The sequence below is a fragment of the Neorhizobium sp. T7_12 genome (assembly GCF_002968535.1).
In the GTDB taxonomy this organism is placed as follows: domain Bacteria; phylum Pseudomonadota; class Alphaproteobacteria; order Rhizobiales; family Rhizobiaceae; genus Neorhizobium; species Neorhizobium tomejilense.
Map to the genome: position 1 here is coordinate 14,252 of NZ_PVBK01000024.1, position 19,910 is coordinate 34,161.

The 19,910-nt window shown below is 62.7% G+C and carries 17 protein-coding genes and 1 pseudogene; 4 read left to right on the plus strand and 14 right to left on the minus strand.

What is annotated here, in order from left to right:
* Positions 1 to 8: 8 nt before the first annotated feature.
* The gene (locus C5J26_RS29030; RefSeq protein WP_105404923.1) at positions 9 to 944 is read right to left on the minus strand and encodes a polysaccharide deacetylase; all 936 of its coding nucleotides are present in this window, start codon (positions 942 to 944) and stop codon (positions 9 to 11) included.
* A 110-nt stretch (positions 945 to 1,054) separates the two neighbouring features.
* On the opposite strand from C5J26_RS29030, the gene C5J26_RS29035 reads away from it, so the two are divergent.
* Positions 1,055 to 1,813, plus strand: a complete 759-nt coding sequence (locus C5J26_RS29035) for an IclR family transcriptional regulator (RefSeq protein ID WP_245437451.1) — start codon at positions 1,055 to 1,057, stop codon at positions 1,811 to 1,813.
* Between the two features lie 316 nt (positions 1,814 to 2,129).
* Positions 2,130 to 2,789: a peroxiredoxin gene (locus C5J26_RS29040; RefSeq protein ID WP_105404925.1), complete on the plus strand. Its 660-nt coding sequence runs from the start codon at positions 2,130 to 2,132 to the stop codon at positions 2,787 to 2,789.
* Between the two features lie 98 nt (positions 2,790 to 2,887).
* Here C5J26_RS29040 and C5J26_RS29045 read toward each other — a convergent pair whose 3' ends face one another.
* Together C5J26_RS29045 and C5J26_RS29050 are read right to left on the minus strand one after the other, a co-directional pair.
* Positions 2,888 to 3,070 (minus strand): hypothetical protein, encoded by a 183-nt coding sequence (locus C5J26_RS29045; protein ID WP_105404926.1) that lies wholly within the window; start codon positions 3,068 to 3,070, stop codon positions 2,888 to 2,890.
* Positions 3,071 to 3,245: 175 nt separating this feature from the next.
* On the minus strand, positions 3,246 to 4,565 hold the full coding sequence (locus C5J26_RS29050; protein ID WP_105404927.1) for an LLM class flavin-dependent oxidoreductase: 1,320 nt from the start codon (positions 4,563 to 4,565) through the stop codon (positions 3,246 to 3,248).
* 274 nt (positions 4,566 to 4,839) lie between these two features.
* On the opposite strand from C5J26_RS29050, the gene C5J26_RS29055 reads away from it, so the two are divergent.
* Positions 4,840 to 6,057 carry an SfnB family sulfur acquisition oxidoreductase gene (locus C5J26_RS29055; protein ID WP_105404928.1) on the plus strand — a complete coding sequence of 406 codons (1,218 nt, stop codon included), beginning with the start codon at positions 4,840 to 4,842 and terminating at the stop codon, positions 6,055 to 6,057.
* Between the two features lie 46 nt (positions 6,058 to 6,103).
* Here C5J26_RS29055 and C5J26_RS29060 read toward each other — a convergent pair whose 3' ends face one another.
* Together C5J26_RS29060 and C5J26_RS33435 are read right to left on the minus strand one after the other, a co-directional pair.
* The gene (locus tag C5J26_RS29060; protein WP_105404964.1) at positions 6,104 to 6,559 is read right to left on the minus strand and encodes an Rrf2 family transcriptional regulator; all 456 of its coding nucleotides are present in this window, start codon (positions 6,557 to 6,559) and stop codon (positions 6,104 to 6,106) included.
* Between the two features lie 109 nt (positions 6,560 to 6,668).
* The gene (locus tag C5J26_RS33435) at positions 6,669 to 7,901 is read right to left on the minus strand and encodes a Xaa-Pro peptidase family protein (RefSeq protein ID WP_245441316.1); all 1,233 of its coding nucleotides are present in this window, start codon (positions 7,899 to 7,901) and stop codon (positions 6,669 to 6,671) included.
* A 3-nt stretch (positions 7,902 to 7,904) separates the two neighbouring features.
* On the opposite strand from C5J26_RS33435, the pseudogene C5J26_RS33440 reads away from it, so the two are divergent.
* Positions 7,905 to 8,057, plus strand: a pseudogene (locus tag C5J26_RS33440) (EAL domain-containing protein); the annotation flags it as partial.
* 90 nt (positions 8,058 to 8,147) lie between these two features.
* Here the strand turns inward: C5J26_RS33440 and C5J26_RS29070 are convergent.
* The 9 genes from C5J26_RS29070 to C5J26_RS29110 all read right to left on the minus strand — a co-directional run bounded on the left by C5J26_RS29070 (position 8,148) and on the right by C5J26_RS29110 (position 19,855).
* The gene (locus tag C5J26_RS29070; RefSeq protein WP_105404929.1) at positions 8,148 to 9,218 is read right to left on the minus strand and encodes an ABC transporter ATP-binding protein; all 1,071 of its coding nucleotides are present in this window, start codon (positions 9,216 to 9,218) and stop codon (positions 8,148 to 8,150) included.
* Positions 9,218 to 10,966, minus strand: a complete 1,749-nt coding sequence (locus C5J26_RS29075; protein ID WP_105404930.1) for an iron ABC transporter permease — start codon at positions 10,964 to 10,966, stop codon at positions 9,218 to 9,220. Before C5J26_RS29075 ends, C5J26_RS29070 begins: the two co-directional genes overlap by 1 nt.
* A 97-nt stretch (positions 10,967 to 11,063) precedes the next feature.
* Positions 11,064 to 12,113 (minus strand): ABC transporter substrate-binding protein, encoded by a 1,050-nt coding sequence (locus C5J26_RS29080; RefSeq protein WP_105404931.1) that lies wholly within the window; start codon positions 12,111 to 12,113, stop codon positions 11,064 to 11,066.
* 112 nt (positions 12,114 to 12,225) lie between these two features.
* Entirely contained in the window at positions 12,226 to 12,915 is a 690-nt protein-coding gene (locus C5J26_RS29085) for a GntR family transcriptional regulator (RefSeq protein WP_105404932.1), read from the minus strand.
* 4 nt (positions 12,916 to 12,919) lie between these two features.
* Positions 12,920 to 13,897, minus strand: coding sequence for an NAD(P)/FAD-dependent oxidoreductase (locus C5J26_RS29090; protein ID WP_105404933.1), 978 nt, complete (start codon positions 13,895 to 13,897; stop codon positions 12,920 to 12,922).
* A 2-nt stretch (positions 13,898 to 13,899) separates the two neighbouring features.
* Positions 13,900 to 15,567 (minus strand): hypothetical protein, encoded by a 1,668-nt coding sequence (locus tag C5J26_RS29095; RefSeq protein WP_105404934.1) that lies wholly within the window; start codon positions 15,565 to 15,567, stop codon positions 13,900 to 13,902.
* A gap of 88 nt (positions 15,568 to 15,655) precedes the next feature.
* Positions 15,656 to 17,185, minus strand: a complete 1,530-nt coding sequence (locus C5J26_RS29100; protein ID WP_105404935.1) for a malonyl-CoA synthase — start codon at positions 17,183 to 17,185, stop codon at positions 15,656 to 15,658.
* Positions 17,185 to 18,558 carry a malonyl-CoA decarboxylase gene (locus tag C5J26_RS29105; protein ID WP_105404936.1) on the minus strand — a complete coding sequence of 458 codons (1,374 nt, stop codon included), beginning with the start codon at positions 18,556 to 18,558 and terminating at the stop codon, positions 17,185 to 17,187. The genes C5J26_RS29100 and C5J26_RS29105 overlap by 1 nt, the downstream gene beginning before the upstream one ends.
* An 82-nt stretch (positions 18,559 to 18,640) precedes the next feature.
* Positions 18,641 to 19,855, minus strand: a complete 1,215-nt coding sequence (locus C5J26_RS29110; RefSeq protein ID WP_105404966.1) for a polyhydroxyalkanoate depolymerase — start codon at positions 19,853 to 19,855, stop codon at positions 18,641 to 18,643.
* Between the last annotated feature and the right edge of the window lie 55 nt (positions 19,856 to 19,910).

Consider the following 19,910-nt stretch of genomic DNA (forward strand, 5'->3'; position numbering starts at 1 on the left):
AGAACTGTTTACGCCGCCTTCGCGCCGGTCTTGAGCCCGGCCTCGTCGGCACAGTAACGCGCCAGTTCCGCATGGGTGCAGAACCAGACGTCGCCCTTCGACTTGGCGAGCCGGATGATCTCTTCCAGAATGAAGATGCGTGAACGGTGCCCGATATGATGCGGGTGCATGGTGAGCTGGAACAGCCCGCCCTCTTCCCAGGCAACTTCGAACTCGCGGGCGAAGATGTCGAAAACCATGGCAGGGCCGCCGTAAGGTCGCGCGCCGGTCATCCGGTCCATCGCCACGTAAGGTGCGTCGTCGCGGATCCACTCGACGGGGATCTCGACCACGCCGGTCGGTTCGCCGTCCTCCAGAAGTTCGTAGGGCTCCTCGTCGGCCATCAGCGAAGAATCGTAGAGCAGACCCATCTCGCGAGCGATCTTCAGTGTATAGGGGCTGAAATCCCAGGACGCGGTGCGCATGCCGACGGGGCGGATGCCGGACAGGCGTTCGAGCGTGTCGGAGGCGCGTAGCGCCAGGTCGCGTTCGGTCACCTCGTCAAGGCGGGAATTGAATTCGTGGATCCAGCTATGGATGCCGAGCTCGTGGCCCGACGAAACCACGGTCTTCACTTCGTCCGCATTGATCATCGCCGAGACCGCCGGCATGAAGAAGGAGGCCGGAATGGAGTATTTTTCCAGCAGCCGCAGGATGCGTGGCATGCCGGCGCGGGCGCCGTATTGGCCACGGCTCATCGTGCCGAAGGAGGTGCCGCCATTGCGCAGTTCCATCGTCTCGTGATCGGAATCGAAGGACAATGCGACTGCCATGCGTGCGCCGTTTTTCCATTTCGCAGGCTTGAGGGAACGCCCGGCGCGTACCTTCTGAACCTTCTGCTGCCAGACACTATCCGGCCAGGTCCAGGGTTCGGAGACATCATTTTGCTTATTCGGCGCATTCATGAGATCGTTTATCCTGTCAGCGCGACACTCGAAAATGTGAGTGGCTGCTTTCTAGGCAGAATTGTTATGAGCCGATCCGATAGCCATCAATGGGGGTTTCGTTCACATATATGAACTCCGAAATCAAAAGCGCTGGCAGGATTCTCGATCTCCTGGAATATATGGCTTCCCGCCGGGAAGCGGTGCCGCTGGCGCAGATCGTGCGCGATCTTTCTTTCCCGAAAAGCAGCGCGCACGGTCTCGTCCAGACGTTGGCTGCCCGTGGCCACGTGGTCCGGGACGATGCCGGCCGCTATATGCTGGTCGAGGCGAGCCGGCACGGCTTTCCGTTCCGGCGGCATGAAGAGCCGCTGGTCGTGGTGGCGAAACCGTTCATGGAAAAGCTGCGCGACGAATCCGGCGAGACCATCCTGCTGGCGACGATGAACGCCCATTGCGACATCAGGCGGCTGGCGAAGTGTGTCAGCCGGCATCGGGTTCGCTACGACGTCAACCTCGATGCGGCGATCGCAGCCTATTGCACCGCGACCGGTCGCGTGTTGCTCGCCTTCACGCCGAAGGAGGCGCTGGAACACTATCTTTCCCGTGTCCAACTGCTCTCCTATACCCGCTACACCGTCACCGATATCGAGCGCATTCGCGAGATGCTCGTGAAGATCCGCCGGGATGGCTATGCACTGAACGACCAGGAATTCGTCACCGGCTCGACCGGCATTGCCGCGCCGATCTTCGATGGCAACGGCGCGGTCGTCGCGGCCCTCAATCTCGGCGTTCCGACCGTGCGTTACAACGAGCAGCGCGAGGGCTTTCTGCTGATGGTCCGCAGTGCAGCCGACGATATCAGCCGGGCGCTTGGCTACCGCCGCTGAGGCTCATTCCTGATACGAGTGATGGAACCGATGCGGTTGCGGAATATTTGGAAAGCTACACTCTTTCCTGCCGGCATTTTGGAACAAACTGCGTCGGCCCGCAATCTTGAAGCGGCTATATCCTTCTTGACGACACGGATCCGGGGTTTTTAATGGTCGCTCCTTGCTTTTGGCCCAGCGTGGGCAGCGGACCGCCGGAAGAGCAGGCAGGTACCCGCGAAATACTCTATAACTGACAGGCGACCCAAGCGGCCGCTTGATCGGGCCGGCTTTGAAGTCCCGATCGCTGCAGACACAACAATTCAAGGGAGCTGACATGAGCCTTCGTATCAACGACATAGCACCGGATTTCACCGCCGAGACCACCCAGGGCACGATTCATTTTCACGACTGGATCGGCAGCGGTTGGGCCGTGCTGTTTTCCCACCCGAAGAACTTCACGCCGGTCTGCACGACCGAGCTCGGCGCCATGGCCGGCCTTGAGGGCGAATTCAAAAAGCGTGGCGTCAAGATCATCGGCATCTCCGTCGATCCGGTCGAAAGCCACGGCAAGTGGAAGGACGACATCAAGACCGCGACTGGTTTCGAGGTGGAATATCCGCTGATCGGCGACCGCGACCTCAAGGTCGCCAAGCTCTACGACATGCTGCCGGCCGCAGCCGGCGAAAGTTCGGAGGGCCGCACGCCTGCCGACAATGCGACGGTCCGCTCGGTCTACGTGATCGGCCCGGACAAGAAGATCAAGCTGATCCTCACCTATCCGATGACCACCGGCCGCAACTTCAACGAAATCCTGCGGGCGATCGACTCGATCCAGCTCACTGCCAAGCACCAGGTCGCGACGCCGGCCAACTGGAAGCAGGGTGAGGATGTGATCATCACCGCCGCCGTTTCCAACGAGGATGCGGTCACCCGCTTCGGTTCGTTCGATACGGTCCTGCCCTACCTGCGCAAGACCAAGCAGCCCACCGCCTGATATCGGCTCGTCTGTTCGAACATGGAAAGGCCGGCGGAGCGGATCGCTTCGCCGGCTTTTTTGTATTCCGGATAATCGCCCCCGTGCCGGAAGGCCGGTCAATAGACGGGATACATGCCCCAGAAGAAGCTTTCCGAATGTTCGCGATCCGGATCGCGAAGTTCCTCACGATCCTTTTCGGACGTCTTGCGTTCAGTGCTGTCCGCACCCGCCTTGCCCGGCGCGCGCCGGGCCAGCCCGAACAGATCAAATCCAAACAGGGATAAGCCACAAGCGATCATCGTCAGCCTCCAGTTGGTTGAGCGTAATACGTCCCCACTTTCAGGCCAAATATCGTTTCGGTCAATGTAGTCTATCAAAACCCTATACTAATTCGTTGACACATTTGAAATTGTTATGTCCAAAATGTGGCAATGGGCGAAATAGAGATCCCGGCCCGCTTGCGGTTGCGGTCCCTCAGGTAAAAAAGCGGTTGGCCGGCCGCGGCAGGCCGAGATGCTCGCGCAGCGTCGCTCCTTCATAGTCGGTGCGGAAGATCCTGCGGCGCTGGAGTTCCGGAATAAGCCGCTGCGTCACGTCGTCCAGACCCTGCGGCAGGTAGGGGAAAACGACAGTAAATCCGTCGCTCGCCTCTTCCGAAAGCCAGGCCTGCATCTCGTCGGCGATGGTTTCCGGCGTGCCGACGAAGGCGAGGCCCGAATAACCGCCGTAACGCTGCGCAAGCTGGCGCACCGTCAGTTTTTCCTGCTCGGCGAGTTTGAGGACCTGGGCGCGGCCGGACTTGCTGGCATTGGTTTCCGGAATGTCCGGCAGCGGACCGTCCGGATCGAAGCCGGACGCATCGTGGCCGAGCGCGATCGACAGCGAGGCGATGGCGCTGTCGTAATGCACCAGGCTGTCGAGCGCCGCCCGCTTCGCCTTCGCCTCTTCCACTGTGTCGCCAACGACGATGAAAGCGGCCGGCAGGATCTTCAGGTGGTCGGGATTGCGTCCGGCAGCGATCATGCGGCCCTTGATGTCGGCATAGAGCGCCCTTGAGGCTGCGAGATCGCGCGGCGAACAGAAGACCAGTTCGGCGGTCTCGGCCGCAAGCTGGCGCCCCGGCTCCGACTGCCCCGCCTGCACGATCACCGGCCAGCCCTGTACCGGGCGGGCAATGTTGAGCGGCCCCCGTACGCTGAGTTCGTCACCCTTGTGATCGAGCACGTGCATCTTTTCCGGATCGAAGAAAATGCCGCTCTGCTGGTCGCGGATGAAGGCGTCGTCCGCAAAACTGTCCCACAGCCCGGTGACGACGTCATAGAACTCGCGGGCCCGCTTGTAGCGCTCGCCGTGCTCCACATGCTCGTCGAGACCGAAATTGCGGGCGGAATCCGGATTGGACGTGGTGACGATGTTCCATGCGGCGCGGCCGTTGCTGATATGGTCGAGCGAGGCGAACCGGCGGGCCACATGATAGGGCTCGTCGAAGGTTGTCGAGGCGGTCGCCGCAAGGCCGATCTTCTCGGTGACCGCGGCAAGCGCCGACAGCAGCGTGAACGGCTCGAACGACGTCACCGTGTGGCTGCGCTTCAGCGCTTCGACCGGCATGTTCAGCACCGCCAGGTGATCGGCCATGAAGAACGCGTCGAACTTGGCGGCCTCCAGCTTCTGGATGAAGGATTTGATATGCCCGAAATTGAAATTGGCATCCGGATAGGCGCCGGGATAACGCCAGGCACCGGTATGCAGGCTGACGGGACGCATGAAGGCGGTAAGGTGTAGTGATCTTGCCATCGGAGACGCTCTGCTGAGAGGAAAAAACGGGCTCGTTTCCTAAACTAGGCATTCCTGTTCGGCGCGCTAAGGAAAGTTGTTGCGTCGATCCCGTCGCCCCGGAGAAATTCTCTCTCCTTCCGCTCAACTTGGCGTGACAATCCGCAAATCTCCCGGTGCGGCCGCCAAAAAGAGAAAATTCACGTCGTTCGACCTGTGCAATTGAAGCTTTATTCCTTCTCCCGGCCTCCGTGACGTGGCTCAATGACAGGCTTGATCCGGGAGGAGGCGCACAATGAGCAGGGTTTTCCATTTGGCAGGAAAGATCAGGGCAGTGGCTCCATATCTGGCGACAGAGGACCAGGCGATCGAGGTTGCGACGGGGCTTTCGGCGCGCATCGCCGATGGTTCCAGTCTGCGCGACCGGGAGCGGCTACTGCCGCATGACGAGATGGAACTGGTCGCCCGGTCGGGATTGCTGGGGATCACCGTGCCCGCCGAATATGGCGGCGCCGACATTTCCAACGCCTTCCTGGCGGAGGTGATCGTCATTCTGTCCGAGGCCGATGCATCGGTGGGTCAGATCCCCCAGAACCATTTTTCTATTCTCGAAGCCCTGCGCCTTTCCGGCAGCGAGGAGCAGAAGAAATATTTCTTCGCGCGGGCGCTGGCCGGCGAACATTTCGGCAATGCCCTTGCCGAGTCCGGAACGAAGGCGGCCGGCGACATCGAGACCCGGCTGGTGGCGGATGGGCTCGGCTATCGCATCACCGGCCGCAAATATTATTCGACCGGCGCGCTGTTTGCCGATTGGGTGGCGGTCTTCGGTCTCGATCCCGAAGGAAAAGCAGTCATGGCGATCGTGCCGCGCGATGCCGAAGGACTGACGATCGTCGACGATTGGGACGGGTTCGGCCAGCGCACCACGGCCAGCGGTACCGTCGTGATCGACAACGTCTACGTCTCGCCGGATTCGGTCGTCAGCTATTACCGGAGTTTCGAACGACATGCGCCACTCGGCTCGCTTGGCCAGCTGCTGCATGCCGCCGTCGACCTGGGGATTGCGCGCGCCGCTTTTGCCGACATGGTCGGCTTCGTGCGGAACAAATCCCGGGGTATCCGCAATGTCGGCGTCGAGACCGCCAGCGCCGATCCGCTGACCATTGCGCGGACCGGCTCGATCGCCGTCAAGCTGGAGGCGGCAAGCGCGGTTCTCGAGCGAGCCGGTCGCAAGGTCGATGTCGCGCAGATCAACCCGTCATCCGAGACGGCGATCGAGGCCTCGCTTTCCGTCGCCGCCGCAAAGATCCTGACCACGGAGGCAGCACTCGACGCCACCAACGGCCTGTTCGAACTTGCCGGAACGTCCGCGACCAAGGAAGACCTGAACCTCGACCGGCACTGGCGCAATACCCGCACCCACACGGTGCATGATCCGGTGCGCTGGAAACATCACGCAATCGGCGACTTTCACCTGAACGGCAATGTGCCGCGGCCGAATGGACAGTTCTAAACCCTGTGGCCGGGTGTGCAGCGGCTTGCGACAGTGGCACGTGGATCTATTTGCTGCCGGCCTGAGCGTCGTCGATAAGGCCGCTCGAGCGCTTGGCGACCATCTGCTCCAGCGTCATGTTGTCGAGTACCGAGGCGATCGCGTCGCGCACTTCCGTCATCGAATGGCGGACCTGGCAATCTTCCGGATGGTCGCAATCGTCGCAAGGCTCGAACGCCGTCTTGCTGGCGCAGCGGATCGGCGCAAGCGGACCATCGAGGATGCGGACGGCCTGGCCGACATAGATCTGCGACGCGGGCTTGGACAGTGCATAACCACCGCCCGGTCCTTTTTTGGAGCGCAGCATGCCGCCCTTGCGCAGTTCCAGCAGGATCGCATCGAGGAATTTCTTGGAAATATTGTTCTGTTGGGCGATGTCGCTGACGAAGGCGGTCTTGCCGGGTTCAAGCTGCGCGAGGTGGACAAGCGCCTTGAGCCCGTATTTTCCCTTCTTCGTAAGCATCGAGGATCGAAATTCCGCCTGTCTGGTGCCCTTGCCGGCGAGATCGCCGAAGGTGTGACACCGATACAGGACCGGCGCCAAAGGTTCAACGTCGGTTTGCTCGTCTGCCCTATTCTGCCGAAAGATCACGCAATGTCCGCGGCAGCCTGTTCATGCATTCGGCCCCCGTTTCGGTGATCAGGAACTGATCCTCGATCATCAGCGCGCCGATGCCCTGCCCGTAGAACGGCGTCTCCAGCGCCACCACCATGTTCGGTTGGATGATTTCCGGATTGCCGGCGGAGAAGAACGGCCATTCCTCGATGCCGACGCTGCCGCCGACCGAATGGCCGAAATGGCCACGATCATATTCTGCAAAGCCGTCCTTGCGCATCGAGGCGAGCATGGCCGCGTGCACCGCGCCGAACGTATTGCCGGGACGAAGTTCACCGAGCCCGGCGTCGAAAGCGGTTTCCAGCGCCTTGAAGATTTCGCGCGACAGTGGCGATGCACGGCCATGGGTGAAGGTGCGTGCGCCGTCCGAAGAGTAGCCGTCGACCAGCGTCCCGACATCGGCCTTGATCAGCGCGCCCGGCGTCACGACCGCCGACACGTCCGAAAGATCGGCGCCGACCGAGATGAAATCCCAGTGGCCGCTCAGCCCGAAACCGCCTTCCGCCGCAGCTGCCTGGGCGCCCGCCTTCCAGGCGCCGGAGAGGTCGGTGAGCCGTGCGCCGGGTTTCACCGCCGCCGCCATGCGGACGAGCCCGGCCTCCGCAGCCTTCGCGGCACGACGCAGCCGTTCGATCTCGTGCGGCGTCTTGACGGCCCGCAGGCGGCGCAGCACGTGCGAGCCATCGGTCAAGGTCACCGTCGGCAAAGCCAGTTTCAGGGCCTCGAAATCGGTGGCCGGCATGAATTCCAGGTCGGCGCCGATCCGGGCGCGATCAAGGCCACGCTCGTTCAGCAGATCGCCGAGCAGGCCGAAACATGCGGACCGATCGAACGTTTCCGGCCGAGGCCCGAAAGAACCGGACCGGCGATAGGCCCCGTTGATCTGCTCGACGCTCTCGGCTCCCGTCAGATCGAGCATGTCGATCCAGACGCGATGGGTGCGCAGGTCTACGTCTGCCGCAGCCTTGCGGATCGAGCCGGCGGCGTGGTCGCTGGCGATCGCGGCCAGACCGGTCGCGGCATCGGCCGGCACGAGCGCGATTGCGGCACCCGCCCTGCCCCACATGGTCGCGACACCGGCCGGCGCACCCACCGCATACCGAAAGGCTTCGGGCTGGAAGATTATCAGGGCGTCGAGGCCGGCTTGCACCATCAGGCGCTCCGCATGGCGGCGGTCGATATCACTCATCGCATTCTCCAGATCCGTCGCTTCGGCTGCCGCATCGCGCTCGACGATCTCGGCACCGGTTATTCGTCGCTGAGCTATATGAGCCGTTTCCCGGTCGATATCGTCAAGATCGACCAGTCCTTCATCCGTTCACTCACCGAACGGACGGGCGACATTGCCGACGCACCGGCCCTGAAAGGCCGGCACGTGCTGCTCGATGTGGTGCGACGGATGGGTTTCAAGGTGAAATAGCGGGCGAGGCAGGCCTCAATCCACGATCGGGACGATCTGGGCCGGGTCGATCTGCAGCCAGGCCGGAGCGCCGACATGGAAGACATCGGCCGGCGGCGCCGCGACGCGGAACTGCAGCCCGCTGTCCTTCGGCTGGAAGACGTAGTCCCAGGTCTCGCCGAGGAACGCGGACTGCCGAACCAAGCCCTCGAGGTTGATGGCCTTGTCCTTGGGAGCCTCCGTCGCCGAAAGCTTCAACGCTTGCGGCCGAATCGAGACGGTGACCGGTCCGGAGCCTTTCACTTCCTCACCGATCAGGGCAAGCGGCACGCTGAAGCCGGCAAAGTCGATCATCTGGTTGCCGCAATTGCCCGAGAGGAAATTGGTGCGGCCGATGAAGCTCGCCACGAACCGTGTCTTCGGCCGGCTGTAGAGCGCGTATGGGGTGTCGATCTGTTCGAGGCGGCCGTTGTTCATCACCGCGATGCGGTCGGAGGTCACCATCGCCTCGCCCTGGTCGTGGGTGACGTAGACCGAGGTGATCTTGAACTCGTCATGCATGCGCTTGATCTCGAAACGCATCTCTTCGCGCAGGTTTGCGTCGAGATTGGAGAGCGGCTCGTCGAGCAGCAGAACCGCCGGGCGGATGACGACGGCGCGGGCGAGCGCCACGCGCTGCTGCTGGCCGCCCGAGAGCTCGGCCGGATAGCGGTCGGCGAGATGGCTCATCCGCACGGTTTCCAGCACGGCGCCGACGCGTTTCCTGACCTCGTCGGAGGGCAATTTCCGCAGGTTGAGGCCGAAGGCGACGTTCTGCGAGACGGTCATGTTCGGCCAGATCGCATAGGACTGGAAGATCATCGACATGCCGCGCTTTTCCGGTGGCACGGAGCCGGAAGGCGCAGAGAGGATCTTGCCGTCGAGCTCGATCGAACCGGAGGTCGGGTCGATGAAGCCGGCAATCATCCGAAGCGTTGTCGTCTTGCCACAGCCGGAAGGGCCGAGCAGCGAGACGAATTCGCCGGGCTTGATATGCAGGTCGAAATCGAGAACCGCATCGACCGCACCGAAACGGCGACCGAGTTTCCTGAGGACAAGTCCGTCCATTAGCTTCTCCTCAACATGAAGTCGCGACCGAGATATTTCATCCCGAGGGCGACGACTGCGACAATGATGATCAACAACAAAGAGCCCAGCGCCGCGAGCTTTTCGAGCTCGCCTTCCTCGCTGAGATCAAGCAGCACGACGGAAACGACGCGCGTGGTGGGACCGACCAGGAAGATGGCGGTCGAGAGTTCCTGTGCGGCCGGCACGAAGATCAGCAGCCATCCGCCGGCGAGCGTGCGCTTCAAGAGCGGTCCGACCACATGCCGCAGCGCCGTCACCCGCCCGCCGCCGAGAATGCGCACCGCTTCCTCCATTTCCGGATGAATGCTGCGCACGCCGGCCGAGCTGGTGGTGAAGGCGATCGGCAGGAAACGGGTGATGAAGGCAAGCGCCATGATCGTGTAGGTGCCATAAAGCGCGATCGGCGGCAGGGCGTAGGCCGCATAAAAGCCGATGGCGAGCACGATGCCGGGCACGACATAGGGCGAGACCGCCAGGAAGGCGAGCAGGCCCGAGAACGGGATCAGCCTGCGCTGGACGATATAGGCGATGAACAGCGCCAGCGTGATCGCCACCGTCGCCGCCACGATGCCGAGGCCGATGCTGCCGACCAGCGCCTTCTGTGAGCTGGAATGCTCGAAGAGCACATAGTGGAAGTTGGAAAGCGTCAGGTTGCTGAACGAGAAGCCCGTGGTCCATGAATCGGAAAAGGCGGCGAGAAGCAGCACGAACAGCGGCATCAGCACCGAGAGCGCCACCACGCAGAAGCAATAGGCAAACAGCACCCAGCGCCACCTGCCGAGCTTGACGATACGGCGCTCGCCGCCCTTGCCGCTGACCGACACGTAACCCTTGCGGCGCAGGATCAGCTTCTGCAGCCCAAGCATCGCGGCGGTGATCAGCAGCAGCGGGATCGAATAGGCGGCCGCCACCTGGATCCGCAGCGGGAACGAGAAGAATTCCGTGAGCTGGATCACCACGACCGGATATCGCGCCGGGATCGAGATCAAGGCCGGCACGCCGTAGAGCGCGATCGCGCCGAGGAAGGAGAGAAGGGCTGCGCCGATGATCGCCGGCATGACCAGCGGGAACGTCACCTTCATCGCCGTCTTGAACGGACCGGCGCCGAGGATGTTGGCGGCATCCTCCATCTCCGAATTGATCATCTCGAAGGCGGAGCTCACCAGCACGAAGACAAGGAAAAAGCCGCCGATCGCGGTGACCAGCACCAGTCCGCCGAAGGAGAAGATATTGACCAGCGGTTCGGTCGAACCGGAAAGGCTGTGCCAGACGCGGTTGATCCAGCCGGTATTCGGGCCAGCGAGCAGGATCCAGCCGACGCCGGCGAGATAGGGCGGCATGATGAAGGCGCCGAACACGCTGTAGCGCACGAAATTGCGGCCCGGCATGTCGGTTCGGGTGCAGGCCCAGGCGAGCGGCACGCCAAAGGCCAGTTTCAGCACGACGACGACGGCACCCATCTTCAGCGTATTGGTGAGCGCCGTGATGTGGCGTTCCTTGCCATAGGCCTCGACATAGTTGTGAAGCGTCCAGCCGCCGGTCTTGGCGTCAGTGAAGCTGGAGACGACGAGCGTCCACATCGGCGCCACGATCAGCACGACCAGAATGCCGGCCAGGAATAGCCAGAGCAGATTGGCCGGCTGCAGTCGCTGGTGCCAGGGCACACGCACCTTCACCGGCTGGTCTTGCGACCAGGTGGAGGCCGCGGGATGGGAAACACTCGTCATGATCGGCGCTCGCTTTGTCACTGGAGGCGTCGGAAACAGGTCACGCCAGCGGGCGTGATGGGCGGAGGCCAGCAGATGCCGGCCTCCCGGTTACGGTTCAGATCCCGAACGTGTCGCGGAACTTTTCCTGGACCTCGGGCAGCTTCCTGATGCCGTCGGCCGTCGCGATCGACTTCGTCTTGTAACTGCTGAGTGGACGCATGCCCTCTGCCAGCGGCACGCCGGCCCGAAGCGGGTAACGGTAATCCTTGGCGAAATATTCGGCGATCTCCGGCCCGAGCAGGAAGTTCTCGAACAGTCTCGCGGCGTTGGGATGCGGTGCGTCCTTCAAGATGGCGGTCGCCGAAGGCGGCAGCAGCGCGCCGTCGGTCGGATAGACGACACCGATCGGTACCTTTTTGAGAATCGAGTCCGACAGGATCAGCGGCAACGGCGCCAGCGCCAGCTTGCGTTCGCCCGAGGCGACGAGGTTATGACCATCGGCCACGGAGCGGCCGATCTGGGGCTTGTTCTTCTCGATATTCTTGAAGAAGTCCCAGCCGTAGAGATCGTTCATCAGCACCGTCCAGAGCCCGACGCTGCCGGAGAAGCTCGGATGGCCGATGGCGACCTGGCCCTTCCATTTCGGATCGGCAAGATCCGTCCAGTTCTTCGGGGCTTCCGCCTCGGTCACCAGCTTGGTATTGTAGGCGATGACAAGAGGCGAGACGCCCGACGTGATCCAGTAATTTTCCTTGTCGGCGAGCGACCGAAGCTCCGGCACCATGTCCTTGAGGTTTTCAGGGGCGAACTGGGCAAGCGCGCCCTGTTCCTTCAACTGCGCCATCTGGCCATCGTCATTGGTCGACATCAGGTCGCCCTGGACGGCCTTGGCCTGCAGTTCCTGCACGAGGCGCTGGAAGATGACCTGGCCGGAGGCGCGTACGACGTTGCATTCGACGCCGGCATATTTCTTCTTGAACAGGCCGCACATGCCGTCCGCGAACTCGGTGGTCGTCTGCGAGACGTACCAGGTGACCGAACCTTCCTTCTTGGCGGCGTCGTAGAGCTGCTTTTCGCTGGCCGTCATTTCAGCCGCACCGGCAAGACCGGCCGCCAGCAAGAATGCCGGAACCAGGCCGGCCACATAGGTCATGGCATGCTTCATCGTCTCTCCTCCCTTTGATCCGGCCCATCGCCGGCGATAAGCTCGACCCTCCCGAGCTTAAAAATTCACATTTCCCTTCCGCCGCAATCGATCCCGGAGGCGATGTTCCTCATCATTCGCCGGGGATCAGCTGGCGTTCCACCGGGCGCATCAGCGCCAGGAAGTCGCTGAAATATTCACCCTGGATGACGACGTGGTTGCGCATCGCATCACGGGCGCGGGCGTCGTCTCGGTCCCGGATTGCGGCAAGCACCTCCTCGTGCTCGGACAGCGAACTGTTGACGCGCCCGGGGACCCGCAGCTGCAGGCGCCGATAGGGCTTCAGCCGCCGCTGCAGCGCATGGGCGTTCTCGGCGAGGAACCCGTTGCCGCTCGCCTCGTAGATCAGCCGATGGAATTCCGCATTGGCATAATAATAATCGTCGGAATTGCCGGCCTGCTGAGCCGCGGCGCAGGCGGCTTGCGCCGCTTCGAGCAGTTTCAGCTGTTCCGGGCGGATGCGGCGGGCGGCAAGCCGGGCGCACATCGCCTCCAGTTCACCCATCACCTCGAACATTTCGACAAGCTCGGTGATCGTCAGCTGGGTGACGAAGGCGCCGCGATTGGGCACCATCTTGACGAGGCCCATGGTGCTGAGCTGGATCAGCGCCTCGCGCACCGGCGTGCGCGACACCTGATGGCGGGTCGCAAGCCCTGCCTCGTCGAGCCGGTCGCCGGGGGAATAGAAGCCGGTGACGATATCCTGCTCGATCGCATCACGAACGCTCGGTTTGCCCTGCTTGCCTTTGAGCTGCACGTTCATGGGCCTATCCTGCCGATGCGGCCGCCGCAAAACGCGGCTCCGCCTGTTGGGTTTCGTCGTCCTGTTCTGCGAGATAACGCACGGCGGAAATCGCGGCCGTCACGCCGTCGCCGGCGGAGGCTGCCAAATGCGCAACCGAACGCGTGCGGATGTCGCCGGCTGCGAAAATGCCCGGAACCGACGTCTGCATGTCGAGATCGACGACGATCCGGCCATCCGCCGCGAGCGTGACCGATTGGCCGAGGAATGCGGTATTGGGTTCGAGCCCGACATAAACGAAGACGCCGTGACAGGGGAGATCGCTCTCTGTGCCGGTCGACAGATCGCGGACGGTTATGGCGCTGACGCCGCCGTCACCGCGGATCGCGGTGACGATCGTGTTCGGCCTGACTTCGATATTGGAGGCTTCCCGCGCTTTCGCCTGCAGGGCAGCGGAGGCAGTGAGACGTGAACCGTGATGGATAATGGTGATGCGAGCGGCATGCGGGACGAGCGCCAAAGCCTCATCCAGCGCCGAATCTCCGCCGCCGATGATGCACACGTCCTTGCCGCGCATCAGCGGCCCGTCGCAGGAAGCGCAATGGGACACGCCGCGGCCTTCGAATTCCGCTTCGCCGGGAATGCCGAGCGTGCGCTTGGCCGAGCCGGCGGCGATGACCACTGCGCCTGCCGTCAGATCGAGATCGGCGCCAGCGATGCGGAAACCGGTATCCGTCTTCGAAATTGTCTCGATCGTATCAAGCGCAAATTCGACGCCTGCCTCGTCCGCCTGCATCTGCAGCATCGGGCCGAGTTCGAAACCGGACATACCCTCGGCAGGCCCCGGAAAATTGTCGATGCGGTCGACATTGATCACCTGGCCGCCGGCGCCGAGCATGTCGACGATCATCGTGCGCGCGCCGTGGCGGGCAGCGGCGATGGCGGCATTGAGCCCCGCCACGCCGGCGCCGATCACCACGATGTCGTAATCGTTGGCGCTCATCGTCAGCGCCAATCGTCGACGGAAACGGTGGTGCGGTAATGCGCGCCGTAAATCTGCCAGTAGCCGTTGGACTCGCCGCCGACGACCACGACATTGATGTCCTGCGGGCGGAAGATGTGGATGAGTTCGTCCTTGCCGGCCTTCAGCTTGCCCGCCATCGGCTCCTCGCCGAAGGTGGCGCGCGGATAGATATAATTCTGGACGAGCTGCAGGTCCCAGTAACGGCCGGCCGGCATCTGCGCCGTCTCGTAGATGAAGTCCAGCAGGTCCTGCTTGTTCACGAAGCTGCCGCGATCGATGAACTGCCGGGCGCAGATCGGGTCGAGCACCAGGGTCGGCGCGGTGATCGCATCGGTGCCGAGCAGCATGTCGCGCACGTGCTCGCGCCAGTATTCCTTGCGCAGGCCGAGGCTGAAGGTCGTGGAACGGCAGCCGTGGAAGATGCTGACGGTGCTCGCCTTGGCGTCGAAACCTTTCTGCACATGCAGCGGCTCCCACGGACTGCGCTCCTCGTTTTCCGCGAAGGTGAGGTTGTTGTAGGTATAATTGTTGCCAAGCGAGCCCATGAAGGTTTCGCCGACGACCGAGCCGCCCTGCAGGTTCTGCGACAGGAGCCCGAAGGCGCGGCCGATCGTGGCATTGGCATGGCTGTAGGGGCCGAGTGCGCCGACGCCGCAGTTCATGCCGATCTCGTTGCGAACAGGTCCGTTGACGACGGCCATCGCCGCTGCCGAAGAAGAGGTCGATCCCCGCGCGGAGACTTGTGCTGCCGCCAGCGCCAGGATGACCGGGAAATATTCGGGCGACGCGCCGGCCATGACGGCGTTCACGGCGACCTTCTCGACGGTATATTCCCACAGGCCGCGATTGGTGGTCGGCTGCATATGGCCGACGACCTCGTCCGGCTTTCGACCTGTACCGGCCAGCATGTCGGCGACGCGAGCGTCGGTCGGCAGGATGATCGGAAGTTTGTCGGTCCAGTTGTTGCGCAAAAAGGCGACGTGGAGATTGTCTTCCGTATCCGGCTCAATCAAGCGCGGTGTGCTGCGTTCGAATTGTGTATCCTCGGCACTTGTCGAAAGGCCGACGGTCAGGGCCTCGATGATTTCCTTCATCACCGACTTGCCGCTGATCGGATCGATGCCTTCCACATAGGCGCGCAGCTCTTCCGGCGTCTTTCCCATCACCGGCTGCGGCACGAAGACCAGCGGCTGCTGCGAAAGCCCGCCCATCTTGGCGACCGAGCGGACCACCTTGTCGAATTTTTCGGTATGGATCGCCGCGGTCGGTACGCCGTATTTGGTTTCCAGCGTGATCGCATGGGTGGTGACGGCCGGTGCGCAGGTGCTGCAATGGCCGACACCGATAATCGCGGCATGGCCGTTCGCCTTGATCTCTTCCCAGAGCTGCGGGTCATCCTTGGAATAGGTGTTCGCCATCTGGCGGATCCGTACGTCCACGGACGGCATGTTGCGCGCAAACCAGGCCTCCACCTCCTTCAGAAGCTCGACGGAATCGTCAAAGCGGCTGTCGACGAGATAGACGACCTTGCCGTCGAGGCTGGCGGGCCGGTCGGCCGGCTGCTTGCGACTGACCTTCGGCGGATAACCCATCGGGTTGTGGACGGTGACGAGCGGCTGAGCGCTCTGCGGCTTTCCCTGTTGCAACATCCCATTTCCTCCCGAAATGATCCGTGCTCGTATGCAATTCATAGTCCACGCGTATACATCAGCCGTCAAGTCCTAAAATCGCCGCCGCCTACTTTGCAGCCACTGCAGGCTCGCAAATTCCGGAAAACCGATCGCGCAGTATATTCTTCTGGACCTTGCCCATCGTGTTGCGCGGCAGTTCGGCCATGAATGCCACTTTTTTCGGGCGTTTATAGCCAGCCAGACGGCCGTCGAGCGCCCTGATGACCTCCTGCTCGGTCAATTGGGCACCTGATTTCAGGACGATCGCGGCGACGATGCCCTCGCCGAAATCCGGATGTGCGACACCGAAGACGGCGCTTTCGGTGACGCCCGGCATGGCGTCGATCTCCATCTCCACCTCTTTCGGGTATACATTATAGCCACCGGTGATGATGAGGTCCTTGCCGCGCCCGACGATATGCAGATAACCGTCGGTATCCACCTTGCCGAGATCGCCGGTGATGAAGAAGCCGTCCTTGCGGAATTCCGCGGCGGTCTTTTCCGGCATGCGCCAGTAGCCCGAAAACACGTTCGGGCCGCGCACCTCGATCATGCCGATCTCTTCCGTGCCGAGGGAGGCGCCTGTTTCGGGGTCAGTGATCCGCACCTCGACGCCCGGCAGCGGGAACCCGACCGTGCCGGCGACACGCCGGCCGTCATAGGGGTTCGAGGTGTTCATGTTGGTCTCGGTCATGCCGTAGCGCTCGAGGATGGCGTGACCGGTGCGCGCCTGCCATTCCGCGTGGGTTTCGGAAAGAAGCGGCGCCGATCCGGAAACGAAGAGGCGCATATGGGCGGTGCTGTCCCTGTTGAGCCCCGAATGCTGCAGCAGGCGCGTATAGAAGGTCGGCACCCCCATCAGCACGGTCGCCTTCGGCATCGCCTCCATGATCTTGTTCGGGTCGAATTTCACCTGGAAAATCATCGAGGCGCGCGAGGCGAGCACGACGTTGGTGGCGACGAAAAGCCCGTGCGTGTGGAAGATCGGCAGCGCGTGGATCAGCACGTCCTTGTCGGTGAAACACCAGCTGTCCACCAGTGACGTGGCGTTCGACAGGAGATTGTCGTGGCTGAGCATGGCGCCCTTGGAACGCCCCGTCGTGCCGGACGTGTAGAGGATCGCGGCGATATCCGCCCCTCCCCGCGCCGAGGTTTCGGCAATCGGTTTGGCGATGGCGGCGGCGTCCGTCAAAGTCCCCTGCCCCGTGGGATCGAGCATCAGGATCTTCGCGCCGGCCGCCTTGGCGATCGGCTGCAGCGCCTCGAATTTCGAGGGATCGCAGACGAAGATCGAGGGCTCGGCGTCGGTGAGGAAATATTCGATTTCCGCGGGTGTATAGGCGATGTTGAGCGGCAGGTAGATGCCGCCTGCGCGGACCGTCGCCAGATAAAGCCCCAGTGCCGCAACCGACTTTTCCGCCTGGACGGCAACCCGGTCGCCCGGCTGCAGGCCGGCTGCAAGAAGGGCTCCGGCAAGCCGCGCGCATTGATCGGCGAAGGCGCGGTAGCTCATGGCGCCGACCGTTTCGTCCGTCAGGAGCAGCCGATCCTCCCGGTCGAGCCCGCCGAGCAGCGCGTCATAGAGATTACCAGCCATTAAAACACCTCCTGGGAAACCGGTTGGGCCAGTTTGCGCAGCGCCGGCGTGGCTGCGATATGGCCGTTTTCGGCATAAGCCTCATGGTTCTTTTCGATTTCGCCGAGCCGGTAGCGATAGTTGACCATCAGGCCGCAGGACTGGCGCATGCCCTTCGGCGATCGGTCGCCGAGAAAATTGAGCCGCTCGGCCTGCGCGCCGTTGCCGAGATGGAACCGCGCCACCGGATCCACCGGTCGACCATTGCCGCGCCGGACGTTCAATAGGTAATGCGCCCCGAGCGGCAGCATGGCGCGCTGGATCTGGTCGAGTTCGTGCTCGCCGGCAGATGCCCAATCACCTTCAAGTCTGGCGACAAGCCGCTGCTTTTCTCGGGTGATTTCTTCGCTGTCGGTTACGCGGCTTTCGCCGCGCAGCCAGGCCCCGAAGCCCGGGATGGGCGATAGCGTCACGAAATTTTCGAGCCGCGGAAGGTCGCGCTTCAGATCGTTCACCACCTGTTTGATGAGGAAGTTGCCGAGCGAAATGCCGGCAAGGCCGCGCTGGCAGTTGGAGATCGAATAGAAGACGGCCGTCGTCGCCTGCTGCACTTCCAGAGGCTGGCGGTCGCGGGCGAGAAGCGCATCGACCGAAGCCGGCAGGTGGTCGGTCAGCGCCACCTCGACGAAGATCAGCGGCTCGTCTTCCAATTGCGGGTGGAAGAAGCCGAAGCAACGGCGGTCGGCCGGCGCCAGTCGCCGGCGCAGATCGTCCCAGCCGTCGATATCGTGCACGGCTTCATAGCGGATCAGCGCCTCGAGGATATTGGCGGGCGTGGTCCAGTCGATCGATCGCAACATCAGGAAGCCCCGGTTGAACCATGAGGAGAAGAGATGGCAGAAGTCGAGGTCGACCGGCTGCAGCGCCGGTTCCTTGGACAGCATGTCCATCAGATGCTCGCGCATCTCGACCAGCGTCGCCGTACCGCGCTTGGCGAAATTGATGCGGCGGAAAAGCTCCTGCCGGCGCGGCTCGGCCGCCTCGTGCAGCCGGGCGATATTCTCTGCGCTCGGCTCGGCACTATAGGCGGTGGCCGCGGCATCGAGGGCCGTGCGGTCGGGGCCGAAACGATCCAGCAGCGCGCGCATGAACACGTCGCGGTCCGCAGCACTTGCTTGGCGGTAGGCTTCGAGGAAGGCTTCGGCGAGAATGGCGCCGGAGACTTCGCCGCGACGCGACAGGATCATTTCGGCAAGGCCGGTGAGATCGCGGTTCTGCACCGGCGGCGATGACAGGCCGAACAAGGCCCGGCCGCGGCCGGACAAGGACTGGATCAGCTCGCCGATAAACGGTGGAGCGTCCCACCAGCCGAAAACTGGATCCCTGTTGCTCATCTCTTTTCTCCTACCCATTCATTGCATACAGCAGATAGAGGATCGTATGCAAGTCAAGGCATGAGGCTTGACGCCTTCGGCGTCATTCCATTGCGAGGATCAGGTTGCGCACGACGGGATAGATTTCCTTCTCCCACCGGCGTCCGCTGAAGACGCCATAATGCCCGACATTGGCCTGCAGGTGGTGGCGGCGCAGATGCGGCCGCAGCGAGCGACAGAGGTCGTGCGCGGCCGAAGTCTGGCCGAGCCCGCAGATATCGTCGCGTCCGCCCTCGACGGTCAGAAGCGCCGTGGCGTGGATATGGTTCGGATCCACCTTCCGGCCATGATGGGTGTAGGTGCCGCTCGCCAGCTCCGCCCTCTGGAACACCCGGTCGATCGTCTCGATGTAGAATTCCTCGGTCATGTCGAGCACGGCGAAATATTCGTCGTAGAAATGCTTGATCTTGTTTGCCTCAGCCGTCTCGCCCTTGGCGAGATGCCTGTAGAGCTTGCGATGCGCCTCGACATGGCGCTCCATGTTCATGCTCATGAAGGCGACGAGCTGCAGGAAACCGGGATAGACCCGCCGTCCACTGCCCGGAAACCCCATCGGTACGCCGGTTATCAGTTCGCTCTTGAACCACGCCAGCGGCTTCGAGACCGCAAGTTCGTTGACCTTGGTCGGGCTCTCGCGGGTATCGACCGGTCCGGCCATCAGCGTCATGGTGCGCGGGGTCGCCGGGTTCTTCGCCTCCGACATCACCGCGACGGCGACCAGCGCCTGGACGCAGGGCTGGCAGACGGCGAGGATATGCCCGCGCGGACCGATCTCCTCAAGGAAACGGATGATATAGTCGACATAATCGTCCATGCCGAAACGGCCGGCGGCCGTGGAAACGTCCCGCGCATTGGCCCAGTCGGTGACATAGACGTCATGGTCCTTCAGCAGCGTCTGGACGGTACCGCGCAGCAGCGTCGCGAAATGGCCCGACAGCGGCGCGACCACCAGCACCCGCGGGCGGGGCGTATCGACGTCGGCGACGAAATGCAGCAGGCGGCCGAAGGGCAGGTCGAGCGCCGTTTCCACGGCGATCGGCACGTCGCGATTGCCGATCGTGACCGAGGTGATCTCGAACTCCGGCCGCTCGTGGGAGATCTTGAAGCGGGACATCAATTCCAATGCTGCTGCGGCATGCCGGCCCATTTCGGTGCCGGCGCCGAAGAATAGGGTGGAGGACATCAGCTGCAGGCGTCGGGCCAGGTCCCGCATCGGGGCGAGGAGGTCATCATGAAATTGATAGGCCTGATAGAGCATGAACATGACCCCGCGCGCCGCCAAAATGCGGCAGTGCAAAAATGCTAGTGCAATA